Below are 20,652 nucleotides of genomic sequence, written 5' to 3'. Positions count from 1 at the left end.
CGATCAGGTGGACGGAAGCGCCCGCCAATTCCGCCCGTCACACGCTTCCTGAGTTCTAATAGAAACTCTGGATCAGCTCGGTCAATTCCATGCTCGCGCAGATGAGCATACCCCAAAGTGCAAAGTTGATCTGCAGCGCCGCCGCCATCGGTCGCTCCCCTTCCAAGTACGCCCGCCCCAGTTTTTAAAATTTTATGACGAAATAAATAACGATTCTGTCCCGGAGTTCACAGCCTAATATTGCGCCAGTTGTTGTGCGATGCGGTCCGCATCATTTCACGAAGCGGCCTCACTGCTCTCGCAATGTGGTGCGACACCGAAATTCATATTCGGCCGTGTCGGCCAGGCGTTTCCCTTAGGTTCCATTTGAGCGGTGCGACGCAAGCTTCGGCAAAGCGGATTTGGCGCGTCGCATACAACACCCAAGGGTCCGGCATGATGCGACACGGCTTTGTCTTGCTCACTTTTTGCGCAACGCTCATGGGATGCGTGGTCGCGCCTGCGCAGGAACGCCGTCCGATCGCATGGGACGGCCTCGGTCAGGATCCAAACCGTCCCTCTGTCATGAAACGTCGTGTGGCGTCCCAAGCTCCCGCGGCGAGTGATCCGAATCAGGAGCGGGAGAGAGTCCTCGGCACCTTGCGCCCGTACTCCGCGGCGTGGTGGGCAATCCATGACGAAATCGAAGCGGAGAATGACAGGCAGCTCGGGACCAAGCTCGTGATCTGTCCGCGCTGCGTTCCCTCCTCCCAACCACCGAGCAATGACGTGACCGGATCGATCCGCTGAGAGCGGCGCACAGTCGATCGGCACATGACGCAACGTCTCATGCGCGCCCCTCTCCGCATCGTCGGGGAGAGGGGATCGCCGCCTGGCGCGTCAAACGATCGCGCCTGTCACATTCCCTCGGCCGGGCAGTTCACCATCCAGGGAATGCCGAACTTGTCGACGCACATGCCAAAACCCTTGGCCCAGAACGTCTTGCTGAAGGGCATGGTGACGGCACCGCCATCGGCTAGCGCGTTGAACTTGCGCTCGCCCTCCGCGGGGTCCGCGACCGTCAGCGAGATCGAGAAGCCCTGCGGCTTGTGAAAATGCTCGCCCGGTACATCGGACCCCATCAGCACGGTGCCGTCGGGCAGCGACATCCGCGCATGCATGATCGTCTTCTCGCGGCCGGGCGCCGCCGCCATGTCCGGCGGCGCGTCCGACGAACGCATCATGGCGTCGATCTTGCCGCCGAGAACCTTGGCGTAATAATTGAACGCCGCTTCGCAGGTGTCCTGATAGAACAGATAGGGATTGAGCATCGTTTCTCTCCGTTTTTCTTTCGTTCGGGGTGACGGCGCTACTTCTCAGTGAGCTTCTTCAGGCTGGCCAAGCCCGCCTCGAAATCCTTGCCGATCATGGTGTCCATGTTGATGAACACCTGCATGATCTTGGACAGGAACGGGGCCGGACCGGACATCGCCCACGTGACCAGTGTGGCATCGCCTTGCGGCACAAAGGTGAACTCGGCGGTGTTGTGGCCTTCGAAAGGCCGCTCGAAATCCAGCTTGATGCGGAGTTTCGACGACGCACTCGCCTCGAGGATCTCCATGTGGCCGGCGCCGACATTGTTGTTGCCGTCCCAGGCATAGGTCGCGCCCTTGCCTTGCGTGGTGCCGCCAAACGTCCGCTTCATCGCAGGATCGCGGTTCTCGTAGGGTGACCAGGCCGTCCAGCGACGGAAATCGGCGACCAGGGGATAGACCGCATTGGCCGGCGCTTTCACGGCGAGGCTGCGCTCGACGCGGAATGTGTCGGGCTTCGTCAGGGCGAAGACGAGCACGCCCACGATTCCGACTGCGAACAGGATGGCGATGACGGCAATGGCTCTCAGCATGAATGGCTCCCTGGATATGGTCCTAGGACGAAGGGAGGGGGCCGGGTCCGACAAGGCGAAGCGGAAATTTTTGCGACGCCCGAAGCAGGCGCACCCTACTTCACCTTGCTGCCTTCGACCTTCGCGTCTTGCCTGGCGCCACCATTGGCGCCCTTGGGCTGGCTGTCCCGGATCAGGCGATCGAGATGCATGCGGATGTGGGCGGCTTCTGCGGACGTGTTGGCGAGGGCGATGGCGCGGTCGAAGGCGATGCGGGCTTCGTCATTGCGGCCGAGCTGCATCAGGAAGGCGCCGCGTACGCCGTAGAAATGGAAGTAGTTGGCAAGCTTTGGCGCCAGCGGCTCGATCAGGTCGAGCGCGGCTTGCGGTCCGCGCACCTTGGACACCGCAACCGCGCGGTTGAGCGTCACCACCGGCGAGGGCTGCACCACCTCCAGCGCACCATAGAGCAGGTCGATCTGCGCCCAGTCGGTCTCCTCGGGCTTCGACGCGCGGGCATGCAGCGCGGCGATCGCGGCCTGGATCTGGTAGGGCCCGCTACGGCGATGGCGTATCGCCTTGTCGATCAGCGCGAGGCCTTCCGCGATCATGGTGCCGTTCCACAGCGAACGATCCTGGTCGTCCAGCAGGATCAGCGAGCCATCCGCGGCGAAGCGCGAGGCGCTGCGCGCATGCTGCAATAAGATGAGCGCCGTGAGCCCCATGATCTCCGGCTCGCTCTGGAACAGCCGCAGCAGCAGCCGCGCCAGCCGGATCGCTTCCTCGCACAGCGGCTTTCTGATTTCGGCGGTGTCGCCGCTCGCCGAATAGCCCTCGTTGAAGATCAAATAGATCATCGCGGCGACACCGGCGAGCCGCTCCGAGCGCTCGACCGCGCCCGGCGTTTCGAACGGCGTCCCGGCCTCCGCGACCTTGGCCTTGGCGCGCGTGATGCGCTGCTCCATCGCCGCGTCCGACACCAGGAAGGCGCGCGCGATCTGCTTCACCGTCAGGCCGCAGACGATGCGGAGCGCCAGCGCGATCTGCTGCGTCGCCGGCAGCCCTGGATGGCAGCAGATGAACATCAGCCGCAAAATGTCGTCGCGATAGTGCGAGCCGTCGAGCCGCTCGGCGAGCGCACCCTCGGCGTCGTCGAGATCGGAGATCGCCTGGTCGTCCTCCGGCAGCGGCTGCTGCTTGCGGGTGCGGCGCACCTCGTCGATGGCAACGTTGCGACCGACCATGATCAGCCAGGCCGCGGGATCGCGCGGCGGTCCGTTCTGCGGCCAGGTCTTCAGCGCGCGCAGACAGGCGTTCTGGAAGGCCTCCTCGGCGGTGTCGAGATCGCGGAAATAGCGCAGCAGCGCGCCGACCGCCTGGGGGCGCGCCGAGGTCAGCGCGGTCTCGATCCAGGCGGTATCGGCCTCGCTCACGTCAGATTCCCTCCGGGCCTGAACACGCCCACGGGCCGCACTTCATAGGCACCGCCGGGATTGGCCGATCCGAGGTCGCGCGCAACGTCGAGCGCCTCGTCGAGATTCTTGCAATCGACGATATAGAAGCCGAGCAACTGTTCCTTGGTCTCCGCGTAGGGGCCGTCGAGCACCAGCGGCGGGTCCTCCTTGCGCAGCGTCGCTGCCGCAGTGGTCGGCAGCAGCCGCGCCACGGGGCCGAGCCTGCCGTGCTTCGCGAGACCTTCCTGCACCACGGCGAGCTTCTTCATCACGGCCTCGTCCTGGTCCTTGCTCCAGGAGCCGACGAAGTCCTCGTCGTGATAGCAAAGGATCGCATAAAGCATGGGCAGTACCTTCTCTGAGCGCTTGTTTTGAAGACGATCCAGTATGCCTTGCCCCGACATGGCTGCGGAAAAAAATTGCAAGAAAAATCCGGCAGATCGTGCCAAGGAGGGCCTTCAAAAGCGGAACCTCAAGAGGCACTTCGAATGACCATGGGCACGCTGGCCGTCCTGATCAACAGCACGCAGCAGAACTGGCTGCCGGAGCGCTGGAAGGCCCGGTTCGACGCGGTCGGCGGCGGCCGCCGCGTGGTGCTGCTGCCCGATGCCGGGCTCGATCCGGCCGAGGTGCACTATGCCGCGGTATGGAAGCCGGTGCCGGGCGACCTCGGCTCTTTCCCCAATCTGCGTGCGATCTTCAATCTGGGCGCCGGCGTCGATGCGCTGATGGCGGACAAGAGCCTCCCGAACGTGCCGCTGGTGCGTGTCGCCGTGCCCGATCTGACCGGCCGCATGACCGAATACGTCGTGCAGCACGTGCTGATGCACCACCGCCAGGAGCTTTATCTGCGCCAGTCGCAGCGCGAAAAGCGCTGGGAGCCGACATATCAATGGCCGGCGAGCGCCGTCACGGTCGGTGTCATGGGACTGGGCACGCTCGGCGCTGACGCGGCCGATGTGCTGCGGCGGCTTGGTTTCCGCGTCGCCGGCTGGAGCCGCAGCCCGCGCACCATCGCAGGCGTCGAATGCTTCCATGGCGCCGGGCAGATCGACGCGTTCCTGCGCACGACCGATATCCTCGTTAGCCTGTTGCCGCTGACGCCTGATACGCACGGCATCCTCAACCGCGACGTCTTCACCAAGCTCAACCGCAAAAGCCCGCTCGGTGCGCCCGTGCTGATCAACGCCGGCCGCGGCGGCCTTCAGAACGAAGCCGACATCCTTTCTTGCCTCGACGACGGCACGCTGGGCGCGGCCTCGCTCGACGTCTTCGTGCAGGAACCGCAGCCGGCGGATAGCCGGTTCTGGACCCATCCCAAAGTGTTGCTGACGCCGCACAACGCCGCCGATACCGACGCCGATGCGATCTCGACCTATGTCGCCGAGCAGATCGCGCGGTTCGAGGCGGGTGGTGTGCTGGAGAACGTGGTGGACCGGACGCGGGGGTATTGAGACCTCACGGGCCACCCGCGCCCGTAAAATCACGGATTGCCGGCCGGTATCCCGTTCACCCTCTCTTAGCGAGAAGTTGATAGGCGTTGTTAATTAACGCTCAACGAACGAGTCGGACATGCGCTTCACGCTCGGCCTCAGGATGCGGATCACGGTTGCGCTGGCGGTGACGGCAGCCGCGACGGCGCTGTTTGCGGTGCTCGGGGCGATGTGGATCATCGCGGGGATCATCGACCGCGCCGACCAGCGCGAGCTGCGCAGCCATTACGATGCCCTGCAATCGCGCATCACTGAGGAGTCCCGCCGCGCCGCCGCCATGAGCGCCGTCGTCGCCGCAATACCAGCGACGCAGGACGCGATGGCCAAACAGGATCGCAACGCCCTAGTCGGCCTGTTCGGGCCGGTGTTTGCCGCGACCAAATCGGAGTACGGCGTCGAACAGTTCCAGTTCCACGTGGCACCCGCGACCTCGTTCCTGCGCGTGCACCAGCCTGCTAAATTTGGCGACGACCTCTCGGGCTTCCGCAAAACCGTGATCATCGCCAACCAGGAGCACAAGGTCGTGGTTGGCCTCGAGGGTGGCCTGGCCGGGCTCGGCATCCGCGGCGTCGTGCCGATCGCGCAAGGCGGCAAGCATCTCGGTTCAGTCGAGTTTGGCCTGACCTTCGGCCAGTCCTTTCTGGACGACTTCAAGAGCAACCGCCATGTCGACATCGCCTTCCATCTCGCGGACGGCGGCGGCTTCAAGCTGTTCGGCGGCACACTGAAGGGCAAGCGCTTCTTCGACGCGGCCGATTACGGCCGCGCCGCCGGCGGCGACTTCACGATACGGCAGGCCAAGCTCGACACCACGCCGGTGGCCGCGCTGCTCGGACCGATCAGGGATTTTTCCGGCAAGTCCCTCGGCGCGGTCGAACTGGTGATGGACAATGCCGACTATGTGGCCTCTGCCGACCGTGCCTGGCTGCTGGCATTCGGCATCGCCGCGCTCGGGCTCGTGCTCGCCGCCATCGTCGGCTATCTCATCGCCCGCAGCATCTCGCGTCCGATCATTTCCATCACCACCGTGATGCGCGAGCTGGCCGACGGACACCTCGATGTCGCCGTCCCCGCCAGCAAGGCGAATGACGAGGTCGGCGCGATGGTCAAGGCTGTCGCGGTGTTCCGCGACAACGCCCTCAACTTCAACCGGCTCCAGACCGAACAGGCCGACACTAAGGCGCAATCCGAAGCGGAGAAACGGCGCGCGTTCGCCGCGCTCGCCGACAATTTCGAAGCCAGCATCCGCGACGTCGTCACCACGGTCTCCTCGGCCGCGGTCGAGATGGAGAACACGGCGCGCTCGATGTCCGATATCGTCGAGCGATCACGGCAGCAGACCGGCACGGTGTCGTCGGCCTCGGCGCTCGCCTCCGAGAATGTGCAGACGGTTGCTGCCGCCGCGGAAGAGCTATCGTCGTCGATGACCGAGATCAGCCGGCGCCTTGCGCACGCGACGGCGGTGGTCGGCAAAGCTGCGAGCGACGGACGACGGTCGAATGAGCGTGTGCAGAGTCTGGCCGACGCCGCGCAAAAAATCGGCGACGTCGTCTCCTTCATCAGCGGCATTGCCGAGCAAACCAATCTGCTGGCACTCAACGCGACGATCGAGGCGGCGCGCGCGGGCGAAGCCGGCCGCGGCTTTGCGGTGGTCGCCTCCGAGGTGAAGGCGCTGGCAACCCAGACCGCCAAGGCGACCGAGGAGATCGGCGCGCAGGTGACGGCGGTACAAGGCGAGACCACCGGCGCAGTGGACGGCATCCAGTCGATCTGCGCAACCATCCAGGAAGTCGACGAGATCTCCGCCGCGATTGCCGCCGCCGTCGGCCAGCAAGGCACCGCGACGCAGGAGATTGCGCAGAACGTCCAGCAGGCAGCCGCCCGCACCGGCGAGGTCTCGCAAAACATCGCGGGCGTCACCGCCGGCCATCGCCGCGACGGGAACAGCGGCCGAGGAAGTCCTGGGCTCGGCGATCGAGCTGTCGAAACAATCGCAGCGGCTGCGCGACGAGGTGGACCGTTTTCTGGCGCATATTCGCGCAGCGTAGCGGGCTACAACTCAGTGTCGTCCTGGCGTTCGCCAGGACGACGTTTGGGAGATAGCTCGCGCCACGCAATCGCCTAGCTCTTTCCTCCCACCATCAGGTCGATCGCCCCCTTCACGATCGCCTCGAGCTCCTTCCGCGACACACGCGCGCGGGAGCGGATGGCAATTGAATGCACGGTCGCTGAAGCGAGCTGCGCCAGCACGGCGGGATCGGCGCTCTCGGACAACTCGCCTTTCTCCTTGGCGCGGCGGAAGCAACTCGCAAATGCCTTGTCGAGCTCGTTGAGGCCATCGAGCACCATGGCCCGGATATCGGGATCGCCGACCGCTTCGGAGGCCGCCGTGACCACGGTGAAGCAGCCGCGCGGACCGGTCTCGCCGGAGAGATAGATGTTCAGCGCGGAGGCGAAGATGCGCTCCAGCCGCCGGCGCACGGGCATCTCCTGGCGAAAGATCTCCACCATCGATGCGCGCGCTTCCTCGCGGTAGCGCTGATAGCTCTTGATGTAGAGCTCGCGCTTGTCGCCGAAGGCGCCATAGAGGCTAGGGCGATTCATGCCGGTGGCTTCGCTGAGATCGTCGAGCGAGGTCGCCGCGAAGCCCTGCGTGCGGAACAGGTCGAGCGCCTTGCCCAGCGCGACGTCGGGTTCATAGGCGCGCGGACGGCCGCGGCGCTTGGGCTCACTGGCAGCAGTTGGCGGCTTCGATTTTTGTACCATTTCGCAATTTAATCCTTGACCGTCTTTATAATATGCAAGACAGTACAAAAATCAATCTGGCCAGGTTGAGCGACACTCCGAAAGTCACATCGAGGAATTGCCCAAGGAGGCTCAAGATGGATCTTTATTTCTCGCCCCTCGCCTGTTCGATGGCGAGCCGCGTCGCGCTGTATGAAGCCGGAGCGGAAGCCAATTATCTCGAAGTCGATCCGCCGACCAAGACAGTGCTGAGCGACGGCACTGATTTCCGGACCGTGAATCCGATCGGCCTGGTGCCGACGCTGCGCACCGATGAAGGCGTGGTGCTGACCGAGAACGCCGCGATCCTGCAATATATCGCCGACCGCTTCCCGCAATCGGGCCTCGGCGCCGCAGCGGGCATCGATCGCACGCGGCTGCATCAATGGCTCTGCTTCATCGGCACCGAACTGCACAAGGGCCTGTTCATCCCGGTGCTCGACCGCAAGGCGCCGCAGGAGACGAAAGCCTATGCGCTGGAGAAGAACCTGTCGCGGCTGGACTATCTCGACAATTACCTGAAGGGGCGCGACTTCCTGCTCGACCATTTCAGCGTCGCCGACGCCTATCTCGTCACGGTCATCAACTGGACCATGGCGACGCCGCCGATCGAGCTCGCGAAATGGCCGAACGTGAAGGCCTATTACGAACGCCTGCGTCAACGGCCGTCCGTCGCACGCGCGATCGCGGAAGAGTTCGAGCTGTACAAGGCCGAGCAGGCGCGGAAGAAGGCCGCGGCGTAAGCGACATTCGAAATAACCCGTCGTTCCGGACAATTCGGCCGGGGCGACGGGTTAAACAGCGCGACTGACGCGCCCGGAACAATTGGCTATTTTGGCATCTGCACTACGACCCCGTAGCGGCCGTATATCCGATCGATCGTGCCGTCGTTTCGCAGCCGTTCAACCGCTCCATCGATGGTGTCGCGCAATGCATCATCCGGACGGACCATGCCGACCGCGACATTCCAGTTGAGATCGGCTACGGACTCGTCGCGATCCAGGATACGAAACGGCTTGTCCGGATGCGTCAGATTGAAATAACTCGCCGCAGTGGGTGTGACCGCAGCGGCATCGATCTCATGGTTTGACAAGGCATCGAGGCTGTCGCTCTCGAAGCCGAAAGTCGACGTCGGGACGTGCCGTTGACTGATGATCATGGCAGCGACGGATCCGACCTGCACGCCGACCTTGGTATGCTCGTTGAGGCTCTGGAACGAGGCGAGCGCGCTGGATGAGGGGACGGCGAGCGCGACGCCCGTGCGATAATACGGTTTCGAGATTCTCAGGCGGGTTTCACCCTGCGCTTCGCGGTCGGCGATGACATCCAGAACGATGTCGCATCCGGCGCTCCGCATCTGGTACTGGGTGATGATCCAGTCGAGCCGCAGCGACACCCCGAGCTCGTGTGCCAGCGCCTGGCCCAATTCAATCTGAAAGCCGGGAGGATCGGCGGCCTTGCTTGCGAACGGAAGCGAGTTCGGATGGGCGCATAATCCGAGCACACCGGACGCGCGGATCGCGTCCAGGGTCCGCCCCTGCGCAGGATTCAGCAATCCGATCACGGCGCCGACCACAAGCAGGAGAACTGTCTTCATTCCGCGTTCTCGTATCGACATCGGCTGGTCCATTCAGCCCTCGCGCGGCTTCAGGGCGCGGATGTATTTGACGATCTGGTCGATCTGCGCGTCGGTGAAGGCCCCGCCGAATGCCGGCATCGCACCAGACTTGCCGTTTTTGATACGGCTGTGCAGATAGTCGTCGTCGCGCGGCGAATTCATCAGCTGCGGTCCTTTGCCGGCAGCCCGGCCGCCAGCGGAGTGACAAAAGCCGCAAGTCCCTGCGAATAACTGCTCGACGTCGAACGTCCCGTTGTCGGGTACGGGAGCGGCAGACTGCGCCTGAACCGGTGCGGCATACAGCGACGAGGCGCCCAGCACCGCCGATAGCAGCGCGGTGATCTTCTTCAAATGCAAGTTCAAGGTATCCAGCTCCATATCCTGAAGCACGATGTCCTGAAGCACGCCCGGAAATTCCAATGCACGGGAAGCAAGCTTACGCCTGCTCCCCGGCAATCTGCGATGATCTATTTCAAGCTGAAGACGACGAGCGCCCCGTCATCACGCGGCATGCTCTTGTAGACGCCCGCCGAAGTTTGGCGCGTATTCGTCCGCCAGCATGCCGCCAAAGCCAGCGGCCACGGCAATGTACTGCTTGCCATTGACGGAATAGCTGACGATGCCGCCCTGGTGGCCGGTGCCGTTGTTGTGATTCCACAGCTCGGCCCCAGTTTCGGCATCGTAGGCATGAAGGATCCCGCGGGAGTCGGGCACGAATACGAGATTGCCCGCAGTCGACAGCACACTTCCGAGCGGCGGCTCGGGATAGCGAACCTCCCACTTCTTGGCGCCGGTGATGGGGTCGCGCGCGTCGAGATGTCCATAAATCTCTCCGCCCGGAGGGGGTACCATCTTGAAATCGGCGCCGATGTTGAGCTGGACCTGGGGCGCTGTAACCGGCGTCGTCTTCTGGACGTCGAGCGTCATGCACCATTCCTGGCCGATCTTGTAGTACAGGCCGGTCTTCGGGTTGTAGGAGCCGGCGTTCCAGCTGACGCCGCCGCCAATGAATGGGCACAGCGGCGGTTCGGTGACCTTCCCGGCGCTGAAGTCGCGACGGCCGATCAAGGCACCCGTCTTGGGATCGATATCCTTGACGAAATTGATGTTCTCAACGAGCCGCCAGACATTCTTCACGGCGAGATTGCGGTCATAGACAAAGACGAAACCGCCTTTGTTCGGGTGAACCACGAACTTCTGACCGTCGCGTTCGAGCATCACAAACTCGCCGACCGCGCTGTCGAAGTCCCAGGCATCGTGCGGCAATTCCTGATGATGGAATTTCAGCCTGCCGGTATCGACGTCGAGACCGATCACCGAACTCGTGTACAGATTGTCGCCGGGACGCGCGCCTTGCGTCTTGTAATCGGCGCCCGACCAATCGTAGAGCGGCGCCGGGTTTGCGGTGCCCCACAGGATCGTGTTGGTCTCGGAATCGTAAGTGCCCGGCATCCAGCCACCGCCACCGCCCGTGCGCCAGGAATCGTTTCCCCACGTCTTCATGGCCTCGTCAGTGCCGGCGACGGTCAAGAACTCCCACTTCTTCTTCCCGGTGGTGGCATCCAGGCCGAAGATCGGGCCGCGGCCCGGCCATTCACCGCCTTGCGCTCCGATGATCACCGTACCCTTCGCGTAAAGCGGTGCACCGGTGAAACCGACCGTGAGCTTCTGGGAGTCGATCAGCCTGGTTTCCCAGAGGACCTTCCCCGACTTCATATCCAGGCCAAGAACCCTGCCGTCCATGGTGCCGACGAAAACCTTGCCCTCGCCGAGCGCTACGCCGCGATTGTAGGGGGAATGGGTCTGACGGGAGATCAGGGCTTCGTCCAGCTCCGGAAAATGGGACCAGATCACCTCGCCGGTCGCGCCGTTGAGCGCAAAAACCCGGCTGTAAGAACCCGAGTAATAGAGCACGCCATCCGCCGCGAGGGGCATCGATTGCAGGCCGCGGGTCGAGCGTCCTGGAATATGGGTCCAGGCAACGTTCAGATTGCCGATATTATTTGCATTGATCTGCGCCAGCGGGCTGTAGTGATAGGACTTGTATGAACCGTGATAGGTCAGCCAATCGTTCTGACCGCCGTTCTCGATCCGCGCAGTATCCACGGACTGGGCCAAGGCCGACGACACCATCAGCGTCGCGCCGGCAATAAGAGGTAGACCAGACTTACACCAACGCTTCTTCATCCGTTCCTCCCGCTTTATGTTTGTTTAACTTGCGTCTCACAGACGCCGCCGCGAGGGATGTTGCGGTCCACTATCTGTCGGTTCTTCTCCATCGCATATGAGCCGCCAACGGCTCTCGATCTCTCTCGGCGGACATCGCCAAAAGGTGCTACGTCTTTGGACTGGTTGCAGTTGTGCTTATCCTCGCTCCGGCAGCGTACGCCGGATGACGAGGAGCGCAAAGATGGAACACGCGCACGGCGCGAATTTGACGCGCGGCGCGGATCACAAACGTCAGTTGCGCTGTCCGGTTCGTTTGGCCTCGCAGTCTCAGACTGCTGCGGGCGGACGCGATAGCGCCAAGGCCGGAGGAAGAATTTACCCGTACAGCACGCGCGGGAGGATCGTGACGATGCCGGGCCAGAGCGTCAGCAGCAGCACGAAGCCGACCATGATGAGCAGGTACGGCATCGTGACGCGCGCGATGTAGCCGAGGCCGTCGTCGGTCAGGCCCTGGATCACGAACAGGTTGAAGCCGACCGGCGGGGTGATCTGCGCCATCTCGACGGCGAGCACCAGGAAAATACCGAACCAGATCTCGTCGAAGCCGGCGCCCTTCACGATCGGCAGCACGATCGGCAGCGTCATCACGATCATCGAGAAGCCGTCGAGGAAGCACCCGAGGATCAGGTAGAAGATAATCAGCACCACGATCAGCATGAAGGGTGATAGCCCCAAGCCCTTCACGAAGGCGGCGACGGCCTGCGGGATGCCCAGGAAGGCCGCGGCGTTGCCGATGATCGAGGCGCCGAGCACGATCAGCGCGATCATCGAGCAGGTCACGACCGAGCCGATCAGCACGTCGCGCATCACCTGCTGCGACATCGAGCCCTGCGCCCAGGCGACCAGCGCGGCGCCGAACACGCCGACCGCGGCGGCTTCCGACGGCGTCGCCAGCCCGCCATACATCGAGCCGAGCACGCAGGCGATCAGGAACAGCGCCGGCGCGAGATCCTTCAGCGCCGCAAAACGTTCGCGCCACGGCACCTGCGAGAGCTTTGCCTCGGACTCCGGCACCAGCGTGCGGTTGAACGTCGTGTGCAGCATCACCCATCCCATGAAGGTGGCCGCCAGCAGAAGGCCGGGCAGCACGCCGGCGGTAAAGAGCTTGAGAATAGAGACGTCGCCCAGCACGCCATAGATGATCATGATGTTGGATGGCGGGATCAAAAAGCCAAGCGTGCCGGCGCCGGCGAGCGAGCCGATCGCGATGTCGCGGGAATAGCCGCGCCGCGTGAGCTCGTTGAGCGACATGCGGCCGATTACCTGCGTCGTCGCCGCCGACGAGCCGGAGATCGCCGCGAAGATGGTGCAGCCGATCACGTTCACATGCAGAAGACGACCCGGCAGCAGCCCCGCCCAGGGCGCGAGTCCCTGGAACAACGAACGCGACAGACGGGTGCGAAACAGCAGCTCGCCCATCAGGATGAACAGCGGCAACGCCAGCAGCTCCTGCGTCGTCAAGATGTTCCAGGCGTATTGCGGCAGCAGCTTGTCGAGCGGGATCGAGCGGAACATCGCCAGCAGCAGCGTCGCAGTGAGCGCAAGCGTCAGGCCGATCCATACGCCGCATGCCAGAAGCGCAAACAGGATCGCAAAGAGTGCAACGACTTCGATGGTCATGGAATCCGGTGTCCGCTGGCTGGCGCGTGGGCGATCATTCGACGGGCGAGGCCTTCATGCGGTGATCTTCCAGCGGCAGGCCGAGCACGGCCTGGATCGCGCGCGCCAGGAACTGCAGCGTCAGCAGCAGCATGCCGAAGGTGACGACGGCCTGCGGAAACCACAGCGGGGTGTCGCTTGAGGTCGAAACCTGGCCGCGCACATAGGCGCCGAAGGCGAACTTCGCCATCGACGATGTCAAGAAGGCCATGAAGGCGAAGCCCGCGGCGGCCGACAGGATTTCGATCGCGCGCTGAAACGGAGCGGGGACGTTCTTCAGCAGCAGCACGACACGGATATGGCCGCCGACGCGCAGGGTCATGGCGGCGCCGAAGGTGAAGGACGCCGCCATCAGATAGGAGGAATACTCCCACGCGATCGAGATCGTGGGCGGAAAGAACGGCAGGAAGTTCGAGAGGAAGCGCGTTGCGACCTCGCACAGCATCAGCAGCGTCAGCATCAAGAGGCAGCCGCCCCCGATCCATCCGTCCAACCGGCCAAGACGGTCGATGCCGTCGAGCAGGATGCGCAGCGGCGCCGGCGCCGCTGCGTTGAGACTCTGCGGAGCCGCGGGCGAAACGCTGACCATGGCCTCAGCGCTTCATTTCGGCGAGATAGGCCCGCACCGGCTTGTCGGCTGCCGGCACGCGCTTGACGAAAGCGTCGAGCTGCGGCGCGGTCTTGGCGCGAATATCCGTGATCATCGCTTCCGAGACCGGCACCACCTCCATGCCGCCTTCCTTGAGGCGGTTGAGGCTGTCGACGTCCGCCTTGAGCGAGTTCGCCCAGAAGCCCGGCTCCATCTTGGCGGCGATACCCGCGACGAGCTGTTGCTGATCGGCGCTCAGTGCCTTCCAGGAATCGAGGTTGACGGTGAGCATTTGCGACGACCAGACGTGGTTGGTCGGGTAGATGTATTTCAGGAATTCCCAGAATTTACCGTCGACGCCCGACACCGCCGAGGTGGAGACGCCGGAGACCGCGCCGGAAGCCAGCGCCGGGATGGTCTCGCCCCAGGGAATCATCACCGGCGCCATGCCGACCACGGCCAGCATATCGACGGCGTTCTTGTCGGGCACGCGGATCTTGATGTTCTTCAAGCCGTCGACATCGGCGACCTTGACCTTGAGGTGCAGATATTGCGTCGGCCACGGCACGATGTAGAGGATCTTCTGGTTGTTGCGCGCGGCGACCTTCTCGTATTCGGGCCGCACATATTTGTGCAGCACCTTCAATTCGTCCATCGAGCCGCAGAGAAAGGGAATGCTCTCGACGCCCATGAAGGGCTCGTCGCCGACCTGCTGAATATTGAGGACGTCGGCGAGCGGCACCAGGCCGTCGCGCACGGCGCGCAGATGCTCGGGGCCCTTGAAGCCGAGCTGTCCGCCGGCCTTCACGGTGATCGCGACCGATCCGCCGCTCTGCTTCTTCACCTCCTCCGCGAAGGCAAACGCGTTCTGGGTGTGGAAATTGCCGTCGGGCCATACCGTCGACATGTCCCAGCTCACCGTCGCAGCTCGCGCGCGGGTCGAGATGTGGCCGGCTGCGAGCAGCGTCGCTGCGCCCGCCGTAAAAGTCCGTCGCGTGATCATTGAGCCCCTCCGTTTGCTACGCGCACGACGCCTGAAGCGTCATCGCGTATGCCCATAAACTGCAACCGCGTTGTCGCCAGACACGAGGCCGCTTTCGATGTCGTCGTTGACGGCTGTCGGCGCGCGCTCCCGGGGATCGCCGATGCCGGCGCCTCCTGGCGTCAGCACCACCAGCCGGTCGTCCGGCGGCACCTGCTGAAAGCCTTTTCCACGCAGCTTCTTGCCGGACTTCAGGCCGACATAGCCGGCCTCGCCGTTCTTGCCGCCATCGCGGCCGCGTGGCGGATGATCGATGCGGTCGAATGCCGCCAGGATGTCGAACGGCGCATCGACGCCGCTGCCGACCTCGATGATCTGGCCGAGGCCACCCCGGGTGCGCCCTGCCCCTCCGGAATCCGGACGCAGCTCCTTGCGCCAGAAGATCAGCGGCGTCTGCGTCTCGGCGATCTCGACCGGCGTGCCGCGCACGCCGCTGGGGTAGGCGGTCGCCGACAGCCCGTCCTTGGCGAAGCGCGCGCCGGTGCCGCCATTGGAGGTCACCGCCATCGAGAATCCGTAATTGCCGCCGGCACCCGAGCGGGTCTGTCCGCGCACGTTGAGATTCCACAGGCACGATGTGCCTTCCGCGGGCACGCGCTCGGGAATGATCTGGCGCAGGCAGCCAAACACGACGTCGGGCAGCATCTGGCCGATGATGTGACGCGAGGCGACCGGCGCCGGCTTCGGCGCATTGAGGATCGCGCCCGGGGGAGCCGACACAGTCAGCGGCGAGAGCGAGCCGGCATTGTTCGGGATCTGCGAGGCGACGACGCAGCCGAGACCGAACACGGTGTAGGCGATGGTGTAGGACAGAGGCACGTTGATGCCGAACCTGGACGCGGCCGAGGTGCCGTCGAAATCGACGTGAATGCCTTGGTCCGAGATCGTCAGCGTCGCCTCGAGCGAGACCGGCGCGTCATAGCCGTCGACCACCATGGTGTTGCGCCAGGTGCCCTTCGGCAGCTTGGCGATCTCGGCCAGCACGGCCTCGCGCGAGCGGTCGCAGATGTAGTCGCCGAGCGCATCGAGCGAGTCGATGCCGAACTCGGTCATCATCTCGACCAGGCGCTCGCAGCCGACATCGTTGCAGCCGGCTAGCGAGTAGGTGTCGCCCTCGGTGTCGATCGGCAGCCGCGTGTTGGTGCGGATCATCGCCATCAGCGTCTCGTTGACGACGCCCTGGTCGATCAGCTTCAGCATGGGGATGTAGAGCCCCTCCATGAACACGTCGGTGGCGTCGGGCCCAAAGCCGATGCCGCCGATGTCCATGAGATGGCTGGTGCAGGAAAACAGCGCGACCGGCTTGCCGTCCTTGAAGCAGGGCGTGGTGACGACGAAATCGTTGAGATGGCCGGTGCCCATCCAGGGATCGTTGGTGATGTAGGCGTCGCCCTCCTTCATCGTCTCGATCGGAAAGTGGGCGATGAAGTGCTTGACCGATTCCGCCATCGAGTTGACGTGGCCGGGCGTGCCGGTCACCGCCTGCGCCAGCATCCGTCCCTTGAGGTCGAACACGCCGGCGGAGAGGTCGCCGCATTCGCGCACGATCGGGCTGAAGGCGGTGCGGAGCAGCACCTGCGCCTGCTCCTCGACCACGGCGATCACCCGGTGCCACATGATCTGAAGGTCGATCAGGCTCGCGCCGCTTGCCTTGCTCATGATCAGGCCGCCTTCCGTTCCATGACGATGCTGCCGGCACCGTCGATATGGGCATCAAAACTGTTGGAGACGAACGTCGAGGTCTCGTCCTCCGCGATCACGGCGGGACCTGCAATCGTCGCGCCCGGCGCCATGTCCTCGCGGCGGTAGAGCGGGATCTCGATCACCTCCCCTGCCCGGCCATCGAAGAACTTGCGGCTACCGGTCGCCTTCCCGGCCGGCTTGCGCGTCACGGCCGCGACCGTGGCCGGATTGCGCGCCTCGGTCGTCGCGAGCACGGACCAGCTCAACACCTCGATCGCCGCACCCGGGATCGACCGCTCGAACATCGCCGCATAATCCGCCTCGAACTTCTGGCGCAGGCCGGCCAGATCGGCCGTCGCCAACCGCCGGTTCGGCAACTCGATCGATATCTCATGGCCCTGGCCGACATAGCGCATGAACGCCGCGCGGCGCTCGCGCACCGGCGCGCCTGCTGCCCCCGTTTCGACCAGCGCACGCGCTTCGGTCACCATCTCCTGGAGCAGGTCGGAAACACCATCGGTGTCGAAATCGTCGAGCCGCACATGACGGCTGCGCACCAGCTCGTAGGCGATCGGAGCCGCAAGGAAGCCCACGGCCGAGCCGACGCCGGCGTTGGAAGGGACGATCACGCGGGAGACACCGATCTTCTCGGCGACGCGCGCCGCATGCAGTGGCGCCGCGCCGCCGAAGGCGATCAGCGTGTGCTGCCCGACAATCTCACCGCGCTCGACCGCATGCACGCGCGCCGCGCTCGCCATGTTCTCGCAGACGACCTCGTGCACGGCATAGGCTGCAGTCTCAGCCGACAGACCCAGCGGCTCGCCCACGGCGCGCAGCAGCGCCTGCTTCGAGAGTTCAGGGTCGAGCTTGATCGTTCCACCCGCGAAATCGTCGGGATCGATCATGCCCAGCGCAACGTCGGCATCCGTCACCGCTGGGCGCAGGCCGCCGCGGCCATAGCAGGCGGGCCCTGGCTCCGACGAGGCACTTTCGGGACCGACCGTGACGCGCTTCATCGCGTCGACATGGGCAATCGAGCCGCCGCCGGCGCCGATCTCGACCATCTCGATCACGGGTATCCGCACCGGCAGACCCGAACCTTTCAGGAAGCGTGCTGCGCGATCGACCTCGAACACGCGCGAGGTCTCGGGCTGGTATTTCTCGATCAGGCAGATCTTTGCCGTGGTGCCGCCCATGTCGAAGGACAGCACCTTGCTCTCGCCGAGACGCGCCGCGATCTGCGCCGCGAAAATGGCGCCGCCGGCAGGCCCGGATTCGACGAGACGCACCGGAAAGCGCCGCGCCGTCTCGATCGAGGTGACACCGCCGCCGGAGGTGACGAGATAGATCGCGCCGCGGTACTGCTCGACCTGCAAGGCGTCGGACATGCGGGCGAGATAACCATCGATCAGCGGCTGCACGTAGGCGTTGGCCACCGCAGTCGATGTGCGCTCATACTCGCGGATCTCCGGGCACACCGCGGACGATACGGTCACGGAAATGTCGGGCATCTCCTCACTGATGATCGCGGCCGTGCGGCGCTCATGCTCGGGATTGGCGTAGGAGTGCAGGAAAGCGACCGCGACGCTCTCGACGTTCAGCGCGCGCAACCGTGGCGCGAGCGCGCGCACCGCAGCTTCGTCCAGCGGGAGGCGGACGCCACCGTGGGCGTCGATACGCTCGGGCACGGTGAAGCGCAGGGATCGCGGCGCCAGCGGCTTCGGCTTGTCGATGGAGAGGTCATACTGGTCGTAGCGGCTCTCGGTGCCGATATCGAGCACGTCGCGAAAGCCCTCCGTCGCGATCAGCGCCGTCTTGGCGCCGCGACGCTCGATGATGGCGTTGGTCGCCAGCGTCGTGCCATGAATGAAGACGTCGATGTCGCTGATATGGGCGCGCGCATCGGCGAGAATGAGCCGCATGCCATCGAGCACCGCCTGTTCGGGGCGCTGCGGCGTCGTCAGCAGTTTGCGCGTCTTGCGATCCTGCCCCACGTCCAGCACGATGTCGGTGAACGTGCCACCGATATCGACGGCAAGCCGCACCTCGGCTCCCTCAAGCATTCCAAATTCTCCGTGCTGATCGTCAAGACTGAGGACAAAAGCGCAGCAATTTCCATGCCATGGGTGACAGGAACATGCTGTGTCCAGCTATTCTGCTTGGCACCCATGCAATAGGCAAGGCGTGTTCGCAGCCCGCGCGATCAGAGCAGGAATGCAAGCGCCGCTTCGCAGCGCTCCTCGACCTTCAGCGTAAGGAGATCATCGGCGCGGGTGCGTCCGAGATTGACCGCAGCGATCGGGATTTGCCGTTGCGCGGCAGCCTGCACGAAGCGGAAGCCGGAATAGACCATCAGTGACGAGCCGACGATGAGCATGGCGTCGGCCTGCGCCAGATGATCCTGCGCGGTAGCAACCACCTCGCGCGGGACGTTCTCGCCGAAGAACACGACATCGGGCTTGAGAATGCCGCCGCAGGCTTCGCAAGCCGGCACCTTGAATGACGAAAAATCCGCATGCTCCAGGTCCGCATCGCCGTCGGGTGCATCGGCGGCATCGAGCGTCAACCATTCCGCATTGGCGCCGCCGAGCATCTCCTGGAATTCGCTCCGCGGCGTCTTTTGGCCGCAGTCCATGCAGCGGACCCGATCGAGCCGGCCGTGCAGGTCGATTACCTGGCGGTGGCCGGCGGATTGATGCAGGCGGTCGACGTTCTGGGTCAGCAGCATTCCGCAACGCCCGCTCGCCTCGAGCCGGGCAAGCGCGTGATGCGCATCGTTCGGTCTCGCTTGGCCGAACCGCCGCCAGCCGATCAAGCTGCGCGCCCAATAGCGCCGGCGCGTATGCTCTTCCGACATGAAAGCCTGGAAGTTCACAGGCTGGGTCCGCTTCCAGTTGCCGTGACCGTCGCGATAGTCGGGAATGCCCGAATTGGTGCTGCAGCCGGCACCGGTCAGCACGAACAGATTTTCGTGCCGGCCGACGAAATCCCGGAGCGGATGATTTGCCAGCGGATCATTTGCCAGAGGATTATTTGCCAGAGGATTATTTGCCATGGCGCAGATGTAGTCCGCGCAGGCGGGTTTTGCCAGATCACGGCCGTTCGGACCGGTCGAATCCCGCAATCAGCTTCACGAGCTCGCTCTGCCGCGCCGTACCGGTCTTGCGGAAGACGTTGTGGAGGTGTGTCTTGACGGTCGCCTGCGTCAGCCCGAGCAGCTCGGCCAGCGCCTTGACCCCGCTCACCTTCATGACGGCGTCGATCAGGCGGACCTCGCTTGCGGTGAGCCTGTAGAGTTTTGCAAGCGCCTCCAGCGGCGGCGGGCTGGCCGGTGAGGCCTTGCGCACGAACACCGCGGCAACCGCGGAATGCAGCGCGCCGGTGCGCCGCCGGTCCCCCGAGGTCAACGGCAGCACGTTGGCGAACCAACGGGCTTGCGAGGTCCCGAGCGGAATCGAGCCGCCGCTGTCTATCGGCGTGTTGCCGTTCTCCGCGGCGATAAGCGCTTCGCGCAACGCGCGCTGCGCGTCGAGGGCAACAGCGAACAACGTTCCGTTTCTTTCCGTGAGCAGCGCGGCCTCCTCCAGCATCGCGCGGCCGGGCGCGTTGGTGAAGGCGAGGCGTCCGTTGGGACCAACCAGAAAGACGGCCGCCGTGACACTGTCGAGCGTCTGGGTCAACACCGCCTGTGTCGCCCTGTTCTGATCGAACAGCCGGCCAATCGAGACCGCGCGCTGGAAGTGCGGCACGATCAGAGCAAACCGGTTGCGGGCGTCAGCGTCGGCGAGACCGTCTTTCTCATGCATCCGGACACTTACGATCGATGAATAGGTTGCGCCCTTCTCCAGATTCGATCCGAGCGCATCGATCATGCCCTGCGGCTTCATCCACTCTTCGTAGAAGCGCGTCGCCACCATCTCCTCGAAGGGGACGAAGTCGGTTGATGCATAGACGAGACCAGCCTCGCAGAAAGTGGCCGCTGGAAAGCACGGATTCAAGGCCAGATATTTCTCGAGATAGAGCTTTGTGTAGTCCGGCTCCTCATTGAAGAGGTGCAGCACCGCGGTTTGCTCCGTGGCCGCATCATGCCAGAACAGGGCGCCGGACGACCCGCCGACAAACAGGCAGGCCTGTTCGAGGGCGCGCGACCATAGGGCGGGATCGAGCGCGGCGTCGTAAATCAGGCCGGTCAGGTCTGACAGCAGAGCGGCTTCGGATATCACGGCGGGCTCTCCGA

Annotated in this window: 17 protein-coding genes and 2 pseudogenes; 4 read left to right on the top strand and 15 right to left on the bottom strand. The window is 64.2% G+C overall.

Annotation, left to right across the window (positions count from 1 at the left end; genetic code table 11):
• The first annotated feature begins 435 nt into the window (after positions 1-435).
• Complete coding sequence (locus ACVIN2_RS27760; protein WP_456768013.1) at positions 436-789, top strand: hypothetical protein; 354 nt, start codon at positions 436-438, stop codon at positions 787-789.
• Between the two features lie 107 nt (positions 790-896).
• Here ACVIN2_RS27760 and ACVIN2_RS27755 read toward each other — a convergent pair whose 3' ends face one another.
• From ACVIN2_RS27755 to ACVIN2_RS27740, 4 genes are all read right to left on the bottom strand, one after another.
• Positions 897-1,310: a VOC family protein gene (locus tag ACVIN2_RS27755; protein ID WP_456768012.1), complete on the bottom strand. Its 414-nt coding sequence runs from the start codon at positions 1,308-1,310 to the stop codon at positions 897-899.
• Between the two features lie 38 nt (positions 1,311-1,348).
• Positions 1,349-1,885 (bottom strand): SRPBCC family protein, encoded by a 537-nt coding sequence (locus ACVIN2_RS27750; protein ID WP_456768011.1) that lies wholly within the window; start codon positions 1,883-1,885, stop codon positions 1,349-1,351.
• A 95-nt stretch (positions 1,886-1,980) separates the two neighbouring features.
• Positions 1,981-3,297, bottom strand: a complete 1,317-nt coding sequence (locus tag ACVIN2_RS27745; protein ID WP_456768010.1) for an RNA polymerase sigma factor — start codon at positions 3,295-3,297, stop codon at positions 1,981-1,983.
• Positions 3,294-3,662, bottom strand: coding sequence for a YciI family protein (locus tag ACVIN2_RS27740; protein ID WP_456768009.1), 369 nt, complete (start codon positions 3,660-3,662; stop codon positions 3,294-3,296). Before ACVIN2_RS27740 ends, ACVIN2_RS27745 begins: the two co-directional genes overlap by 4 nt.
• Before the next feature lie 144 nt (positions 3,663-3,806).
• On the opposite strand from ACVIN2_RS27740, the gene ACVIN2_RS27735 reads away from it, so the two are divergent.
• Together ACVIN2_RS27735 and ACVIN2_RS27730 are read left to right on the top strand one after the other, a co-directional pair.
• Positions 3,807-4,772: a 2-hydroxyacid dehydrogenase gene (locus ACVIN2_RS27735; protein WP_456768008.1), complete on the top strand. Its 966-nt coding sequence runs from the start codon at positions 3,807-3,809 to the stop codon at positions 4,770-4,772.
• A gap of 118 nt (positions 4,773-4,890) precedes the next feature.
• Positions 4,891-6,859 (top strand): annotated as a pseudogene (locus ACVIN2_RS27730) (cache domain-containing protein).
• A gap of 73 nt (positions 6,860-6,932) precedes the next feature.
• Here the strand turns inward: ACVIN2_RS27730 and ACVIN2_RS27725 are convergent.
• Positions 6,933-7,577 carry a TetR/AcrR family transcriptional regulator gene (locus ACVIN2_RS27725; RefSeq protein ID WP_456768007.1) on the bottom strand — a complete coding sequence of 215 codons (645 nt, stop codon included), beginning with the start codon at positions 7,575-7,577 and terminating at the stop codon, positions 6,933-6,935.
• Between the two features lie 116 nt (positions 7,578-7,693).
• On the opposite strand from ACVIN2_RS27725, the gene ACVIN2_RS27720 reads away from it, so the two are divergent.
• Positions 7,694-8,338 (top strand): glutathione binding-like protein, encoded by a 645-nt coding sequence (locus ACVIN2_RS27720; protein ID WP_027570319.1) that lies wholly within the window; start codon positions 7,694-7,696, stop codon positions 8,336-8,338.
• A gap of 86 nt (positions 8,339-8,424) precedes the next feature.
• On the opposite strand, the gene ACVIN2_RS27715 is transcribed toward ACVIN2_RS27720, so the two are convergent.
• The 10 genes and pseudogenes from ACVIN2_RS27715 to ACVIN2_RS27670 form a co-directional block, all read right to left on the bottom strand.
• Positions 8,425-9,192: a substrate-binding periplasmic protein gene (locus ACVIN2_RS27715; RefSeq protein ID WP_456768006.1), complete on the bottom strand. Its 768-nt coding sequence runs from the start codon at positions 9,190-9,192 to the stop codon at positions 8,425-8,427.
• Positions 9,193-9,225: 33 nt separating this feature from the next.
• Positions 9,226-9,618: a c-type cytochrome gene (locus ACVIN2_RS27710; RefSeq protein ID WP_456768005.1), complete on the bottom strand. Its 393-nt coding sequence runs from the start codon at positions 9,616-9,618 to the stop codon at positions 9,226-9,228.
• A gap of 62 nt (positions 9,619-9,680) precedes the next feature.
• Positions 9,681-11,400, bottom strand: a pseudogene (locus ACVIN2_RS27705) (outer membrane protein assembly factor BamB family protein).
• A 357-nt stretch (positions 11,401-11,757) separates the two neighbouring features.
• A complete protein-coding gene (locus ACVIN2_RS27700; RefSeq protein WP_456768004.1) occupies positions 11,758-13,062 on the bottom strand; it encodes a TRAP transporter large permease in 1,305 nt (434 codons plus the stop codon).
• Between the two features lie 34 nt (positions 13,063-13,096).
• The gene (locus ACVIN2_RS27695; protein WP_456768003.1) at positions 13,097-13,690 is read right to left on the bottom strand and encodes a TRAP transporter small permease subunit; all 594 of its coding nucleotides are present in this window, start codon (positions 13,688-13,690) and stop codon (positions 13,097-13,099) included.
• Positions 13,691-13,694: 4 nt separating this feature from the next.
• Positions 13,695-14,693: a TRAP transporter substrate-binding protein gene (locus ACVIN2_RS27690; protein ID WP_456768002.1), complete on the bottom strand. Its 999-nt coding sequence runs from the start codon at positions 14,691-14,693 to the stop codon at positions 13,695-13,697.
• Positions 14,694-14,732: 39 nt separating this feature from the next.
• Positions 14,733-16,391, bottom strand: coding sequence for a hydantoinase B/oxoprolinase family protein (locus ACVIN2_RS27685; protein ID WP_456768001.1), 1,659 nt, complete (start codon positions 16,389-16,391; stop codon positions 14,733-14,735).
• A 2-nt stretch (positions 16,392-16,393) separates the two neighbouring features.
• Positions 16,394-18,478, bottom strand: coding sequence for a hydantoinase/oxoprolinase family protein (locus ACVIN2_RS27680; RefSeq protein ID WP_456768000.1), 2,085 nt, complete (start codon positions 18,476-18,478; stop codon positions 16,394-16,396).
• A gap of 140 nt (positions 18,479-18,618) precedes the next feature.
• Positions 18,619-19,470, bottom strand: a complete 852-nt coding sequence (locus tag ACVIN2_RS27675; RefSeq protein ID WP_456767999.1) for an NAD-dependent protein deacetylase — start codon at positions 19,468-19,470, stop codon at positions 18,619-18,621.
• A gap of 37 nt (positions 19,471-19,507) precedes the next feature.
• Positions 19,508-20,638: a helix-turn-helix transcriptional regulator gene (locus ACVIN2_RS27670; RefSeq protein ID WP_456767998.1), complete on the bottom strand. Its 1,131-nt coding sequence runs from the start codon at positions 20,636-20,638 to the stop codon at positions 19,508-19,510.
• Positions 20,639-20,652 lie beyond the last annotated feature (14 nt).

It is taken from the genome of Bradyrhizobium sp. USDA 3650, from assembly GCF_054057395.1.
This window is presented reverse-complemented; position numbering and strand designations above follow the sequence as displayed.